The organism is Micromonospora trifolii, from assembly GCF_022229005.1.
GTDB lineage: Bacteria > Actinomycetota > Actinomycetes > Mycobacteriales > Micromonosporaceae > Micromonospora > Micromonospora trifolii.
The window spans coordinates 16175-30106 of the sequence record NZ_JAKKFD010000048.1 but is presented as its reverse complement, the minus strand read 5'-3'; the positions used below and the strand labels follow the sequence as shown (position 1 = coordinate 30106).

Genomic DNA, 13932 nt, shown 5'->3' with positions numbered 1-13932 from the left:
TCCTCTCTTCGAAGGGGAGGACCGTCATCTGGCCGCAGCGCCGTAGCTTCTCACCTCGCTTAAGGAGTACCAGTGACACGAACCACCAGCAAGACTGCTGAGTTACTCGACATCATCCGTAGCCAGATCGCCCCAAAGGACGAAGCGCTTAAGGAGGCCCGGGGTCGCCGCGATGCCGTTCGCGGTGCCGCAGACGCCTTCGGTTCCACCAACCGCACCTTTGCCTCCGGGTCCATCGCCCACCGAACCGCGAACTGCCCAGTCCACCGGCGCGACGCTGGGCTGGACGCCGACTGCGGGGTGGTCTTGGACCGGCGCGCTTACTCCCACCTCGGACCAGACAGTCTGCTCGGGCAGGGTCCGAACAAGGTCGTGAACCAGATGGCAGACCACCTCCAGCGTGAGCTGAAGGGCACCTACCCCAAGGTCAAGGCCAAGGTGACTAAGCGCGCCATCCTGCTAGCCTTCGACGAGCCGCTGTCGGGCGGGGAAGATCCAACCGTAGATATCGTCGTCGGACTTGACCGTGCCCAACTGCCGGGCCTATGGATTCCAAACACCGAGAGCGATACCTGGGACCCTTCGCACCCGGAGAAGCACACCGAGTTGCTTACCGCCGAACCGGCGACTCTCCGCCTGGTCCGTCAGCACGCCATCCGCCTCGCGAAGGCCGAGAACAAGCGCACCGAGCGTCCGCCGCTGTGCTCGTTCAACATCGAGGCGTTCGGCTGGATGTTCGTCAGGCCCGGCATGAGCGACGCCGAGGCACTGCTGGCCATTTGGCGTGACGGAGCCGCGGACTTGGCGCAGAGGCTGACACCGGACCCGGCCCAGGTGTCGGCGGACATCAAGGTCGAGGACTGCGACTTGGCGCTGTTTCGTCTCAGGTATGCCGCCAGCCAGCTCCAGAGCGCCTTGGATCACGACGATGACGCGGAGTGGGTCCGCCGGGCACTCGCGCCGCTGTTCCCCGAGTTTGTACCGCCGGCCCTCGACGCCTTCTCGAAGGCACAGGTGGTCGCAGAGTCCCGTGACCCGGGCTCGCAGTTGCGCTTTGGAGCTGGCGGTGTCCTCGGGCTCTCCGGCGCACTGGTGAACACTTCGGTGCGGTCCTTCGGCGAGCAGGGCTGAGTGATTACGCCCCGCGGGACGCCGAAGCGGCCTTGGTCGTGGCTCGATGATCCGCTCCGTCGAGCGAAAACCGAGAGCTGCGCACGTCGTGAGCTTCCTGACCTGCACTACCAGCACCGGCGGCGCTTGTCGGGTTCGGTCGACATCTGGGTAGCAAGCGTGCTAATCGATCATGACCTGAGACGGATGGTCAGGATTGAGTTTCACCGACGATATCCAAGTCACCCAGATGTATATGCCGATGGGCCCACTGAGTCGCCGCACCGTTACTCGGAGCGAGGTCGGACAAGGCTGTGCTTGTGGCTGCCCGGCGATCAGCCGGAACGCCGTTGGCGGGTGGCGGAGGGTCTTCTGGCGCTGTTCGCCATTGCCGCACACCACCTGTTCAAGGAAGCGTGGTGGCGCGAAACAGGTGAGTGGCTGGGAGAGGAGGCGCCTCACGAAGACGACCTCCGCGATGAAGTCAGTCCTGCCTCGAGCTGAATGTCGTCTCGGTGCCTCCCTCCCGGGTAAGCCCAGACCGTGACAAGGTGAGGGGAGAAAATGGGTGGATCACCTGAGATTTTGGGACTGGAAGCTGTTCGACAACTTCACCTGGGCCAACGGCGCAACCCTCCTAGCTGCTCTCATCGCTGTGACAGGCGTTGCGATCGGGTTCGGTGTCACCAGTGCCCATAGCCGACGCGAACGGCGCGCCCAGACCTACGCCGAGTCCATTCAGGCGGTTTCGGAGTACGTCGAGGGCCCCTACCGCGTTGCTCGGTGTCACAACAACGCTACAGAGCGGGCATCGCTCTCAGCGGACTTCAGCGCCATCCAGGCCCGCCTTGACGCCCATAAGGTGCTGCTGCGTCTACATGCACCGAGAGGCGTCGCCGACGCGTACGACGCCTACGTCGCCGCTGCTCGCACCGAGGCCGGGAGGCAAATGAGCGCACAGTGGAACAAGCCGCCAGCCAAGCGACATCGTGACATGAACGTGGTCCGTCCCTTCGACCGCTCCGTGTCACTAGCGAAAAAAGAGGTGCTTCTAGTGGCCATGGGGCGCGACCTGGGCCGTCGGTGGTGGAAGTTCTGGCGGTGGCTCCAAGCCTGACCTACCTGGGTCATGGCCTATTGGCTTGCTGCATTGGCAGGGTCGCCGATCCCCCGCCATGCTGCCTGCGGTTTGAAGATGCACCCAGCATCCGCCTGCCAGTCTGCGAGAGCTGTGGCCGTAGCGGGCGTGCGCGGAAGGCCCCGCTGTCCCGGTCTCTCTTATCCGTGTAGGGGCAGCGCGGTTGCAGGATCCTCGGGAGTGTGCGGAAGATGCTTGCCGTTAGTCACGATGCTTTGAGTCATCAAGATGACTCAAGGCACTGAGCCCGGGCACCAACGGCCCTACTGATACAAATTCGGCGATCCTTGTCGCCCGCGCTTGAGAGAAGGGGCGGTTGCACCTGGCGATTCGTCTTCCGACAGATGCATGCATTCACCGCGAGCCCACAGCACGCTTACTGCGCCGTCGTTGAGCTACCGAGTACTCCGAACAAACCGCGACCAGGCGCTTCTCGTGAAGCGAAGGGTCGACCCGTTGGGATCCTTGCTGTCGCGTACCGCGATGCTCGTATCCACTTCGGCTACTTCGACACACGCGCCGCCGTTGTTGTCGCTGTAGCTCGACTTGTGCCAGACCAGGCGATCCGAGGTTTCCATGATCACTCTTTCAGGTCTGTTGCCGCTCCACGTCGTCCGCCATCCGCAGGATGAGCTTGCGCGACTCTACCGGCCCGAGAGCGGCTGCCCGGAGTCGGTCCCACAGTCGAGTGTAGGCGCGCACGGCGTCGGGCCGGTCAAGGTAATCCGCGTCGGTGAAGGTCTCGACGTAGACCACGTCGGATGCCGCGTCATCGCCGAAACGCAGGATGATGAAGCTGAACGACGCCGTCTCGTAGGTCTGCGCGTCGAACGGAAATACCTGCAACGCGACGTTGGGCTGTTCGCTGACCTCCGCCAGGTGCAGGAGTTGGCGGCGCATGGTCGTTCCGTCGCCGAGGCTTCGTCGGAGCGCCGACTCGCTGAGGATGAAGTTCAGGTCCGGCCCATCGTTCTGGCGCAGGATCGATTGACGTTCCATGCGGACGGCAACCTGCCGGTCGACCTCATCGGTGGACGGGCGAGGATGGGCGATCGCGTTCATGGCGCGGATGTACGGCTCGATCTGGAGAACTCCGGGGATGACCTCTGGCTGGTACCAACGGATCTCTGATGCGTCACTTTCGAGGTCCAGGTACTGGCGGAACCAGTCAGGTACGGCGTTCCGGTAGGTGCTCCAGCGTCCGCGTTGCCGCCCTGCTCGTGCGAGGTCGCGCAGTGGCTCGGCTTCATCGCCCCGGACCCCGTACAGATCGAGCAGCAGGTTCAAGTCGGTGAGCCTGATCCCCGACTGCCCAAGCTCAATCCTGCTGATCTTGCTTGCTGCCGCGTCGATGACAACAGCCGCCTCGTCCTGCGTCTTGCCTGCACCTTCGCGAGCTCGCTTGAGAGCAAGGCCGAGGCGCCGTCGCTGGATCGTCGGGTTCACCACCGGCTGATTATGGCCCCGCCGTAGCCGGTCATCGCGACACGCCGCGAAGAGGTTCCCAATTTAGGAGTCCAACTCTACCCTAGTTGTACCTCCAAAATAGGAGTCCAACTTTGGAGCCTAATGGGATCGCGTGTGCCATACGACGACTACCTGCTGGCGGTAGCAATGACTCTCGCCCGGCGGCACCGGCCGGTTTGGTCGTGGCAGCGATGGCGGCGGATCTGCCGCTGTGGGGCCGACCTGCCGTGCCGAGCCCGGCACCGCATCCCGATCCGGCGAGGCCACTGGCCAGGGGAGGAGCAGGAGTGACCGAGGATCAGGTCGGACGAATCTTGTCCGTGCACCTGCCCGGCGTCGACGGCCTCTGCGCCGGCTGTCGCTGGTGGTGGGCGCGACTATCCCCGTACCCCTGCTATCAGGCGGAATGGGCGGCCCGCTGGCACGCCCAGTCGGCCAGCCGGCGCTTCCTGGAAGGTCTGTCGTGACCACCCACGGCCCGGTCCTTCCGGTGTGGACCTGCGGTGGCTGCGCCGCGCCCTGGCCCTGCCGGACCCGGCGCACCGAGCTGCGTGCCGAGTTCGAGGGTGCACCTGGGTCGTTGGGTCTCTACATGGGGTCCTACCTGGTCTGGGCGGCCGAGGATCTCACCTGGGTGCCCGCCGGGCTGCTGCACCGGCGCTTCCTGGGCTGGGTTCGGTGAGTCTGATCCGGCGGGGAGACGAGCGGTTCCACTACAGCGACAACTCGCACAAGTGGATCCCGCCGGATCCGGACTACGACCAGGAGGTCTGGGACGAGATGGTCCGGCAGCACCAGCTCCAGCACATGGAGGAGATCTCCAAACGCAGGAAGCCGCCTCGATCACTTGATGCTGAGTAGTTGTGGACGAGCCGAAATGACTACCCAGCATCAAGTGATCTTGGCGATGACGGCGGAACCGGGCTACTGGCTCGCTCGCTCGGCGGCGCGCACGGCGTTGCGGAACAGCATCGCGACGGTGGTCGGACCGACCCCGCCGACCCGGGGCGTGATGGCGCCGGCGACCTCGGCGCACGCCTCGTCCACGTCCGGTAGGAGGCGCCGCCCTTCGTAGCGGACGCCGGCGCCGATGACGACGGCGCCGGGCTTGACGTGCTCAGGCTGCACGATCCGGGGTACGCCGGCGGCGGCGACGAGGATGTCGGCGCGGCGGGTGTAGCGGGCCCAGTCGGGCACCCCGGTGTGCACGACGGTGACGGCGGCGTTGGCGGTCGGGCGCTTCTGGGCGAGCAGCATGGCCAGGGGGCGGCCGAGGGTGGCGCCGCGGCCGAGGATGACGACCTCACGACCGGCGACGGGGATCTCGTAGTACGCCAGGAGAGCTTCGATCCCGGCGGGGGTGCACGGCAGGGGGCCGGGCAGGCCGACGGCGAGACGCCCCATGTTCAGCGGATGCATACCGTCGACGTCCTTGTCCGGGTCGATGGTCTGCAACGCCGCGTCGTAGTCCAGATGCCCCGGCACCGGGTACTGCACGAGCAGCCCGTGTACGGCCGGATCGCTGTTGAACCGGGCGATGGCCTGGTGCAGCTCGGCCTGGGTGGCGGTGGCGGGCAGGTGCACGTGCGGGGAGGCGAACCCGAGCGCGGCGGCCTGACGCTGCTTGATGGCGATGTAACCGGCGCTGGCGTCGTCGTCGCCGACGAGGATCGTGGCGAGGCTCGGTGTGATGCCGCGGTTGCGGAGGCGGGCGGCGGCGTCGGCGGTCTCGGCCAGGACGGCTTCGGCGACGGGTGCACCCGGCAGGAGTCGGGCCAGGCCCGACGGGGCGTGCTGTTCTGCGGATTGGCTGGTCGTGGTCATGACGGTCCCTCGACGCAGGCGCCCAGGCGGTCGACGCCCGCGAGAGGCTCCCCGATGGTTGCACCATCCCCGTGCCGCCAGTCGCCGGTGCCTCGATAATGCCGCATCACCAGGGCGGTTGCCCAACTGGACCAGCAGCGCCGCCGTCAGCGCCGGGCGGATCCGCACCCGCCGTCCGAATGGTTCGGTAACACTCGTGCTCTGCCGTACGAAGAAGGGGTGTGAGGGCTACGAGGGAGGACGGCCTGTGAATGAGCCGAGCCAAGCCGATGACGACATCTCCGGCATCGGAGCCGATCCGGTGGCCTTCGAGGTCTTCTACCGGCGGCATCTGGAGGCGGTAAGCCGGTTCGTGGCGCGGCGGGTCGACGATCCACACCTCGCCGCCGACCTCACCGCCGATGTGTTCCTGGCGGTGATCGAGTCGGCGGCCGGCTACCGGCCGGACCGGGGTAGCCAGATCGGCTGGCTGTACGGGGTGGCCCGCAACGTCATCGGCGACGAGCGGCGTCGGGCTGCCCAACGGCTGAGGGTGACCGGCCGAATGGCCGGACGGCGGGACCTGGGCCCCGATGACATCGCCCGCATCGAGGAGCGGATCGACGCCGAGTCGGTGGCCCGTCGCACCCATCGGGCGCTGAGCGAGCTGCCCGAGGGCACCCGAACGCTTGTCGAACTCGTCGCCGTTGACGGCCTCACCGTCGCGGAGGCCGCGACCGTGCTGGGGGTGTCGCCGGTCGCCGCTCGGGTCCGCCTGCATCGTGCCCGCCGCGTCGTCCGCGCCGTGCTCGCCCGCCCGGTCACCACCCTCGCCTGATGAGACGGAGATGACGATGAACGAGACCGAACGGTCGCCGCAGGGTTTCGAGGAGCAGCTCCTCAGGGATCTGACCGCACACGTCGCCCACCGGGCCGAGATGGCGGCGGCCCGTCCCGCCGGACGCCGTACCCGGTTCCTGCGCGGTTGGCGCCTCGCCGGAGCGTTCGGGTTGGCGGTCACGCTGACCGCCGGCGCGCTGGCGGTTCAGACGATGAGGCTGGGCGATCAGCCGCCGCCGACGGCCAGCGCGTCGGAGATCTTCCATCTGGCCGCCGACGCGGCCCGGCAACAGCCGGAGCTCACCGCCCGACCCGATCAGTACGTCTTCACGGAATACCTGGTGACGATCCGGGACCTGCCGGACAGCGGTCCCTACCAGACCACACGGAGCCAACTGTGGCAGTCGGCCGGCGGAGTCGCGTACGCGCAGGGACGCTACCGACCGGAGAACGATCCGAACGGGTGGGGTGAGCTGAGGGAGCTCCGGATGGGCGATGCTGCCGACCCCACGAAGAAGCTCGATGCGTTCCAGCCGCCGGCGTACCACGGCGACCTGCCCACCGATCCGGACGAGCTGCTTCGATACCTTCGGAAGAACCCTGTCGACCTGCACCTTCCCGAAGGGGCCGACGAGGAGGCCGTCTACGGGGACGAGAGCATGGTGTACACCACCGCGCGGTCGATGGTCCGCAGCGGCTACGTACCGCCCCGCGCGCTCGCGGCGCTGTTCGAGGTGCTGGCACGGGAGCCCGGAGCGGTGGTCATATCGGGCGACGTGGTGGACGCGGCTGGCCGGCACGGGGTAGCGATCCGGATGCCCGGGGTGATCGGCGGTAACGTGGATCTCATCTTCGATCGGGACTCCCACGTCTACCTTGGCACCCGCAATTCGGTGGTGCGCAACGGCAAGGAGTCCCTGGACATGGCTGTCGCGCTACTCCGCATCGCAATCGTGGACCGGCCGGGCCAGCTGCCCTGAGCGGTGGCGGGCATGCCCCAGCACTGGCCGGGCCGGTCACGTCGGACCGGTCAGGGCTGGGCGAACAGGGGTCCGTAGTTCGAGCGGAACATCTGCTCGCCGAGGCGGCGCATCACCAGGTCGCGCAGCGCGGGCGGGAGCCCGGTGGCCTTGTCCCGGCGGTGGGTCTGGCTGAGCACCCAGTCGGTCCGCGGGCGGCGCCGCGCCTCGAAACCACGCAGCGCGTCGGCGACGGAATCGGCGTTGGCCAACGACGACGCGAGCACGACGGCGTCCTCCAGGGCCATCGCCGCGCCCTGGGCCATGTTCGGTGAGGTGGCGTGGGCGGCGTCGCCGATCAGCAGCACCGGCCCCCGGAACCAGGAGTCGAGCACGACCTCCTGGTTCGGCCCGGCGTGCAGGGTGCTGTCGTCGTAGTCCAGGGCCTTGAGCATGGTGGCCACCGGCTCGGTGAACGTCTCGGCCAGCTCGTCGCGCCAGCCGGGCCGCTCGGTCGCCGGGCCGTCGTTGTAGTAGCAGTACGTCTGCTCGGTGCTGATCGGGATGGTCAGGAACTGCCGACCGCGCCCCAACTGCACGGACCAGACCGGCTCGTCGTCGACGCGGGGAGCGACCCACCGGTACGCGTACTGACCGAGGTCGCGGGCCGCCTGACCGGCGAAGGCGAGCCGGCGGACCGTCGAGTTCACCCCGTCCGCGCCGAGCACCAGGTCGTACCGTTCGGTGGCACCGTCGTCGAACTCGACGGCGACCACGTCGCCCTCCTCGGCGAGCGCGACCGGTTGGCGGCCCCAGCGGATCGGGGCGTCGCCGACACCGGCGAGCATCGCGCGGTGCAGCTGTGCCCGGGGCAGCGACACGCACGGCCCGACGCCCCGCCACAGTGCGGCCACGTCGATGTCGAAGAGGCGACGCCCGCGCTGGTTGGCGCTGCGCTGCCGGGTGATCTCCACGGCGACGTCGGCGACCGGCTCCCGCAGACCGAGTACGTCGAGCATCCGGGTCGCGTTGCCGGTGAGGTAGATGCCGGTGCCGGAGTCGGCCGGCCCGGGCGCCCGCTCGACCACGTCGACCGTCGCGCCCCACTCGCGCAAAGCAGCGACCGTCGCCAGTCCGGCGACACCTCCGCCGACGATCAGTACCCGGACACCGTCACCCCGCACGACACGTTCCTCCCTGTTGCCCCTGCCCGCACCCCAGCTGAGCTGCTGCTCAACGGTCCGGCCGCCGCAGCACTCTACGAGGCGGGTGAGTCAGCGCACGGAAATGGGGGCTGAATTACCGAGGAATGGGCTGCGACGATGAGGGCATGACGACCGCTGAGGCGTACGCCAGGTTCGGCAGCCACGAGGCGCGCGGGGTGTCGGCGACGTATGAGCGCCTGTCGCAGGCCGTCGCCCGCGACGACGACCTGCTCACCCTGCTCGACGGGCTTCCGCCGGCCAAGCGGCAGCCGAATCTGCTGTTCGGTGTCGTCCGCTGGCTCGGTGGCCCGGTCGACGACCCGGCCGCGTTCCACGAGTACGTGGTGACGCACTGGCCGGCCATCGAGACGCAGATGCGGGCCCGGGCCACCCAGACGAACGAGGCGGGCCGGTGCGCTGTCCTGTTGCCGGTGCTCGCCGCGCTGCCGCAGCCCCTGGCCCTGTTGGAGGTCGGCGCGTCGGCCGGGCTCTGCCTCTACCCCGACCGGTACGCGTACCGCTACGGCGACCATCAGGTCGGCGTCGGTGAGCTGGTCCTCGACTGCGCGGCCAACGGTCTGGTGCCGCCGGCGCGCGTACCCCAGGTGGTGTGGCGGGCCGGCCTGGACCTCAACCCGCTCGACGTGACCGATCCCGACGACGTGTCCTGGTTGGACGCGTTGATCTGGCCGGAGCACGCCCACCGGCAGGCCCGGCTGCGCGCCGCGGCGGCGGTCGCCGCAGCCGACCCGCCGCTGCTGGTCCGTGGCGACCTGGTGGACGACCTGCCGGCGCTGGCCGCGCGGGCGCCGACCGACGCGACGCTGGTGGTCTTCCACACGTCAGTGCTCTATCAGGTGCCGCCGCCGCGCCGCGACGCGTTCGTCCGGCTGGTCGGGGAGCTGCCGGGGCACTGGGTGGCGAACGAGGCGCCGGAGGTGCTCCGGCACGACGGGCTGCCCGACCCGCCGAGCGACGCCCTGCACAACGTCCTCGCGCTCGACGGAAAGCCGCTGGCCTGGGCCAGAGGCCACGGCCAGGCGCTGATCTGGTTCGGCTGACGTCACCAGGCCGCTGATGCGACACGGTCAGCTCAACGAGCCGGCTCGGGCATCCGGTGGCGCAGAGCCCGGATGAACCAGTCCACCGCGGGCGCCGTCGCATCGCCGGTCGACCAGCCGTTGACCACCGCCAACAGGTCGAGGTAGCGGTCCCGGCGGGGGTCGTTGGCCAGAACCAGTCGGTCGAGCAACCGCCGACGCAGGTCGGCCTCGTCGGAGTGAGCGTGCAGGTTCGCGTACCGGCTGGTGACGGCCGCGACCAGCGGATCGGCGTCCGGGCTGGTCGGATCGAGACCGGCGGCGAGGGCGGGGGCCACCGCGTCCCGGACCACCGCGACGGCGTCCGGGCGGGGCAGGCCCGGGACGTCGTGGTCGGCGGCGTGCTGCCGCGTCAGCCGCCGCATCCGGGCCCGGAACTCCGGGTCCCGGCACAACTCGGCCAGCTCCAGCCATGCCTCGACCTGCTCGGTGCTGGGGTCGTCGGGAAGCTCCGGTGTCATCGAGACGATCACCCCCGGGTACGCGGGCTGGTCGCCGAGGCCGGCGAAGACGCTGTCCAGGAAGTCGGTCACCAGCTGCCCGCGTTCGCGGGTGGTGAGCTGGGCCAGCCGGTGCAGCTCGTCCACCTCGGCGGGGCCCGACCCGCGCCTCCCCGCGACGGTGAGCACCGCCTGACGCAGCCGCAGCACCCGGATCTGCACTGCCAACGCCTCGGCGTGCGCAGCCGCCACCTCGTGCAGGGGCACCTCGTGGTCCACCACCCGCCGGATGGTGGCCAGGTCCAGGCCCAGGTCACGCAGCGTCCGGACCAGCTCCAACCGGGCCACGGCCGCCGTGCCGTACCGCCGGTAACCGGCCGGGCTCCGGTCCGTCGGCGGCACGACCCCGCTGTCGGCGTAGTACCGGATGGTCTTGACGCTCAGGCCGGTCCGTCGGGCCAGGTCGCCGATAGTGTGAAACGTCTCCCCGCTCATGCCCCCACCCTCGCGTCTCCCCCCGGTGGAGACTCAAGCCGCCGCGCTCACCGGTCAGCGCGCCCGCTCGTGGCGGAGCAGGACCACGCCGTTGCCGAAGACCCGGCTCTCCACCAGCCGCAGACCGGTCGGAGTCTCGGCGTCGGGGAAGAGCCGACGGCCCCGACCGACCAGCACCGGGTGGACGTAGATTCGATACTCGTCGATCAGGTCGTGCCGGGCGAACGTCGCGGCCAGGTCGGCCCCGCCGAGCGCCAGGTCGCCGCCTGGTTCTGCGGTGAGCTTGCGGACCTGCTCGACGTCGACGTCGCGCACGACAGTGGCGTTCCAATCGGCGTGGTCGAGGGTGCGCGAGTAGACGATCTTCGGCATGTCCCGCCAGATCTGGGCGAACTCGCGCTCCGGGCCGCTGGCGGCCGGGTCCTGATCGGCGGTCGGCCAGTAGGCGGCCATCAGCTCGTGGCTGACCCGGCCGCTGAGGAACCCGCCCATCGGGGCGATCACGTCGTTGAAGTGCTGGTGCAACTCCTCGTCGACCTGGTGCCAGCCGATGTCGCCGCCCGGGCCCTCGAAGAACCCGTCCAGCGACAGACTCATCTGCACAACAATCTTCCGCATCACGTCTCCTCGGTATGCGTCCACGGGTGTTGAACCCGATCGTCGTCGGACCGTACGACGAAACGACGACTCACCGCGACGCCTGCGGGGGCATGTCGGGTATCAAGGCAGCGGGAGGCCGACAACGAGTGATCCCTAGACTGCTGCGGTGACCGGAGAGCGACGACCCCTGGCCGACCGGCCGCTCACCGAGCCGCACCCGTCGCGGCTGCCGTCCGACCACCCCGACCGGGCCCGGATCCTCGCCGCGCACACCGCCGCGTTGGCCGCCGACGAGGCCGGTTACCTCGACCCGGCGAGCGGGCTCTTCGTGCTCAGCGCCGCGTTTCTGGCCCGCCGCGGCACGTGCTGCGGGCGCGGCTGCCGGCACTGTCCGTACGTGGACGATCCACCCTCGGAATAGGCGTAGGACGAGGGGTTCCGCGCGACACCGACACCCCGTACGGTGTCCGACGGACATCTGGCGGGCGCCTTCCGCCGTCGGTCGGCGAGAGGGTGGAATGTGCGCGGGCGGATCGTGGTCGCCGGGCTGGCCGGGTTGCTGGTGAGCGGCTGCTCCCACGAGGCGGAGCCGGTGGCGGTGCCGCCGCCGGTCCCGATCGCTGTGGATGTGGTGGCGGCCTCCTCGGGCGGCGCCTGCCGGCTGCTGGACTTCACTGTGATCGAGCAGGCGGTGAAGGTCCGCTTCGACGTGGCGGCGGCCAGCGAACAGGGCGACACCCACACCTGTGTGGTCCGGACCGCGGGTGCCACCCTGCCGGAGCTGACACTCAGCGTGACCGAGACCACGATCGACAAGACCACCTTCGGCGCGGACGTGGTGCCGGACAAGGCGGCGAAGGTCACCGGGTTGGGTCAGCAGGCGTACAAGCGGACCACCGCCGCGGCGAGCGGGCGCGGACCGGTCGCCGAGGTGGGCTGGCTGGCCGGCGACGGACGGCTCGCCACCGTGAGCTGGACCGCGGCACGTGGCAGTGAGCGCTCGGCGGTGGAGAAGCTGACCGGTGACCTGGCCGCGCTGGCGAAAAAGGTGGACACCCGGGCGTTGTGACGCCCGGGTGTCCGATTGGTCAGGTTGGTCAGTTGGCGGCGACGAAGACCCGGGAGGCGACCTCGCGGGGCAGTCGCACCCGGTCACCGGAGCGGTCGATCGACACCCCGTCGCGCTCCTGGGCCACTGTCACAGTGGCGCCCGGGTCGACACCGGCGGCGTGCAGTTGGCGCAGCACGTCGGCGTCCTTCTGCACGCTCTCGCAGATCCGGCGCACCACTACCGACCCGGAGAGGCCGGGGAAGGCCAGGTTGCGCTCGCCCTCGGGGGCCTCGGTGGTCTCCTCGGCCGGCGAACCCAGCTCCTCAAGCCCGGGGATCGGGTTGCCGTACGGGGATCGGCTCGGCCGGTTGAGCAGGTCGTAGACCCGCTTTTCCACTGCGTCGCTCATCACGTGCTCCCAGCGGCAGGCCTCCTCGTGGGCCTCCTCGTAGGGCATCCCGATGACGTTGACCAGCAACAGCTCGGCGAGGCGGTGCTTGCGCATCACGGACACGGCGCTGCCGCGACCCAGGGCGGTGAGCGTCAGGTGCCGGTCTCCCTCGACGGTGAGCAGGCCGTCGCGCTCCATCCGGGCGACGGTCTGGCTCACTGTGGGGCCACTCTGCTGCAGCCTTTCGGCGATCCGGGCACGCAGCGGTGGCACCCCCTCTTCTTCCAACTCGAGGATGGTGCGCAGGTACATTTCGGTCGTGTCGACCAGGTCGTGAGACTTCATAAGGTCAGCGGCCCTCCGGTGCACGATGTTACCTCGGTGAACGGCTGGCGACCTTCGCCGAACCGCGTGCCGTCTACGCGAATGGTGTTGGATGGTCGCCATGTCCGGTACCCAGGAGCCGTTGGTCGAGGTCGATCGGCTCGTCGCCGAGCTCGGCCAGGCCGATCCGCCCACCCTGCTCGACGTCCGCTGGCGGCTCGTCGGCCCGCCCGGGCGCGACGACTACCTCGCCGGCCACCTGCCCGGAGCGGTCTTCGTCGACCTGGACACCGCGCTCTGTGGGGCGCCGGGCGCCGGCGGCCGGCACCCGCTGCCCGACCCGGCCGCGTTGCAGGCCGCGCTGCGGGCCGCCGGCGTCCGCGCTGGTCACCCCGTCGTGGTGTACGACGGCGGCGACGGCTTGGCCGCGGCGCGGGCCTGGTGGACGCTGCGCTGGGCGGGGCACCGGTCGGTGCGTGTGTTGCACGGCGGCTACCCGGCCTGGGTCGGCGCCGGCCGGCCCATCTCCACCGACGCGCCCGCCCCACCCCCCGGTGACGTCGTGGTGCGCCCCGGTGATCTCCCGGTGCTCGACGCCGGGCAGGCCGCCGCGCTGGCCGCCGCGGACGACGCCGTGCTGCTCGACGTCCGGGCGGCGCCCCGCTACCGGGGCGAGGTCGAGCCGATCGATCCGGTCGCCGGGCACGTGCCGGGAGCGGCGAACCTGCCCGCCGGTGAGTACGTCGGGCCGGACGGCCGCTTCCTGGCCGCTGACGTGTTGGGCGAGCGGTTCGCCGCCGCCGGGGTGACCGAGGGGCGGGCCGTCGGGGCGTACTGCGGCTCGGGGGTGACCGCCGCCCAGGCGGTGCTCGCGCTGCACCTGGCCGGCCGCACGGACGCCGCGCTCTACGTCGGATCGTGGAGCAACTGGGTGGCTGACCCGTCCCGGCCGGTCGCCTCCGGGTCGACACCCGGCCGCTGACCAGCGCGTGCGGTGGGCCGGCGCCGG

At 69.8% G+C, this 13932-nt stretch carries 18 protein-coding genes and 1 riboswitch; of the genes, 11 read left to right on the top strand and 7 right to left on the bottom strand.

Features of this window, described 5'->3' with window-relative positions; translation table 11 throughout:
• The first annotated feature begins 72 nt into the window (after positions 1–72).
• The 3 genes from NIE79_RS27255 to NIE79_RS27250 all read left to right on the top strand — a co-directional run bounded on the left by NIE79_RS27255 (position 73) and on the right by NIE79_RS27250 (position 2227).
• The gene (locus tag NIE79_RS27255; RefSeq protein ID WP_238681281.1) at positions 73–1131 is read left to right on the top strand and encodes a nucleotidyltransferase family protein; all 1059 of its coding nucleotides are present in this window, start codon (positions 73–75) and stop codon (positions 1129–1131) included.
• Positions 1132–1317: 186 nt separating this feature from the next.
• The gene (locus NIE79_RS34315; protein ID WP_504894153.1) at positions 1318–1614 is read left to right on the top strand and encodes a type II CBASS E2 protein; all 297 of its coding nucleotides are present in this window, start codon (positions 1318–1320) and stop codon (positions 1612–1614) included.
• A gap of 64 nt (positions 1615–1678) precedes the next feature.
• On the top strand, positions 1679–2227 hold the full coding sequence (locus NIE79_RS27250; RefSeq protein ID WP_238681280.1) for a hypothetical protein: 549 nt from the start codon (positions 1679–1681) through the stop codon (positions 2225–2227).
• A 416-nt stretch (positions 2228–2643) separates the two neighbouring features.
• Here the strand turns inward: NIE79_RS27250 and NIE79_RS27245 are convergent, their stop codons facing one another.
• Positions 2644–2826 (bottom strand): DUF397 domain-containing protein, encoded by a 183-nt coding sequence (locus NIE79_RS27245; RefSeq protein ID WP_238681279.1) that lies wholly within the window; start codon positions 2824–2826, stop codon positions 2644–2646.
• Positions 2827–2836: 10 nt separating this feature from the next.
• On the bottom strand, positions 2837–3697 hold the full coding sequence (locus NIE79_RS27240; RefSeq protein ID WP_238681278.1) for a helix-turn-helix domain-containing protein: 861 nt from the start codon (positions 3695–3697) through the stop codon (positions 2837–2839).
• A 481-nt stretch (positions 3698–4178) separates the two neighbouring features.
• On the opposite strand from NIE79_RS27240, the gene NIE79_RS27235 reads away from it, so the two are divergent.
• Together NIE79_RS27235 and NIE79_RS27230 are read left to right on the top strand one after the other, a co-directional pair.
• Positions 4179–4397 (top strand): hypothetical protein, encoded by a 219-nt coding sequence (locus tag NIE79_RS27235; RefSeq protein ID WP_238681277.1) that lies wholly within the window; start codon positions 4179–4181, stop codon positions 4395–4397.
• Positions 4394–4576 carry a hypothetical protein gene (locus NIE79_RS27230; protein ID WP_238681276.1) on the top strand — a complete coding sequence of 61 codons (183 nt, stop codon included), beginning with the start codon at positions 4394–4396 and terminating at the stop codon, positions 4574–4576. The genes NIE79_RS27235 and NIE79_RS27230 overlap by 4 nt, the downstream gene beginning before the upstream one ends.
• 63 nt (positions 4577–4639) lie before the next feature.
• On the opposite strand, the gene NIE79_RS27225 is transcribed toward NIE79_RS27230, so the two are convergent.
• Positions 4640–5539 (bottom strand): bifunctional 5,10-methylenetetrahydrofolate dehydrogenase/5,10-methenyltetrahydrofolate cyclohydrolase, encoded by a 900-nt coding sequence (locus tag NIE79_RS27225; RefSeq protein ID WP_238681275.1) that lies wholly within the window; start codon positions 5537–5539, stop codon positions 4640–4642.
• Between the two features lie 13 nt (positions 5540–5552).
• Positions 5553–5634: riboswitch (ZMP/ZTP riboswitch) on the bottom strand.
• Positions 5635–5786: 152 nt separating this feature from the next.
• On the opposite strand from NIE79_RS27225, the gene NIE79_RS27220 reads away from it, so the two are divergent.
• Both NIE79_RS27220 and NIE79_RS27215 read left to right on the top strand, forming a co-directional pair.
• A complete protein-coding gene (locus NIE79_RS27220) occupies positions 5787–6356 on the top strand; it encodes an RNA polymerase sigma factor (protein WP_238681274.1) in 570 nt (189 codons plus the stop codon).
• 16 nt (positions 6357–6372) lie between these two features.
• The gene (locus NIE79_RS27215; protein ID WP_238681273.1) at positions 6373–7338 is read left to right on the top strand and encodes a CU044_5270 family protein; all 966 of its coding nucleotides are present in this window, start codon (positions 6373–6375) and stop codon (positions 7336–7338) included.
• Between the two features lie 50 nt (positions 7339–7388).
• Here NIE79_RS27215 and NIE79_RS27210 read toward each other — a convergent pair whose 3' ends face one another.
• Positions 7389–8501, bottom strand: coding sequence for an FAD-dependent monooxygenase (locus NIE79_RS27210; RefSeq protein WP_238681272.1), 1113 nt, complete (start codon positions 8499–8501; stop codon positions 7389–7391).
• Between the two features lie 146 nt (positions 8502–8647).
• Between NIE79_RS27210 and NIE79_RS27205 the strand changes: the two genes are divergently transcribed.
• Positions 8648–9583: a DUF2332 domain-containing protein gene (locus NIE79_RS27205; RefSeq protein ID WP_238681271.1), complete on the top strand. Its 936-nt coding sequence runs from the start codon at positions 8648–8650 to the stop codon at positions 9581–9583.
• Between the two features lie 32 nt (positions 9584–9615).
• Here NIE79_RS27205 and NIE79_RS27200 read toward each other — a convergent pair whose 3' ends face one another.
• Complete coding sequence (locus tag NIE79_RS27200) at positions 9616–10557, bottom strand: MerR family transcriptional regulator (protein WP_238681270.1); 942 nt, start codon at positions 10555–10557, stop codon at positions 9616–9618.
• Between the two features lie 54 nt (positions 10558–10611).
• Entirely contained in the window at positions 10612–11175 is a 564-nt protein-coding gene (locus NIE79_RS27195) for a dihydrofolate reductase family protein (RefSeq protein WP_238681269.1), read from the bottom strand.
• Between the two features lie 148 nt (positions 11176–11323).
• Here NIE79_RS27195 and NIE79_RS27190 point away from each other — a divergent pair, with 148 nt between their 5' ends.
• Together NIE79_RS27190 and NIE79_RS27185 are read left to right on the top strand one after the other, a co-directional pair.
• Positions 11324–11578, top strand: coding sequence for a DUF5522 domain-containing protein (locus tag NIE79_RS27190; protein ID WP_238681268.1), 255 nt, complete (start codon positions 11324–11326; stop codon positions 11576–11578).
• Between the two features lie 99 nt (positions 11579–11677).
• Positions 11678–12226 (top strand): hypothetical protein, encoded by a 549-nt coding sequence (locus NIE79_RS27185; protein ID WP_238681267.1) that lies wholly within the window; start codon positions 11678–11680, stop codon positions 12224–12226.
• Positions 12227–12254: 28 nt separating this feature from the next.
• Here the strand turns inward: NIE79_RS27185 and NIE79_RS27180 are convergent, their stop codons facing one another.
• The gene (locus NIE79_RS27180) at positions 12255–12944 is read right to left on the bottom strand and encodes an iron-dependent transcriptional repressor DtxR (protein WP_238681266.1); all 690 of its coding nucleotides are present in this window, start codon (positions 12942–12944) and stop codon (positions 12255–12257) included.
• 100 nt (positions 12945–13044) lie between these two features.
• On the opposite strand from NIE79_RS27180, the gene NIE79_RS27175 reads away from it, so the two are divergent.
• On the top strand, positions 13045–13905 hold the full coding sequence (locus NIE79_RS27175; protein ID WP_238681265.1) for a sulfurtransferase: 861 nt from the start codon (positions 13045–13047) through the stop codon (positions 13903–13905).
• Positions 13906–13932: the final 27 nt, after the last annotated feature.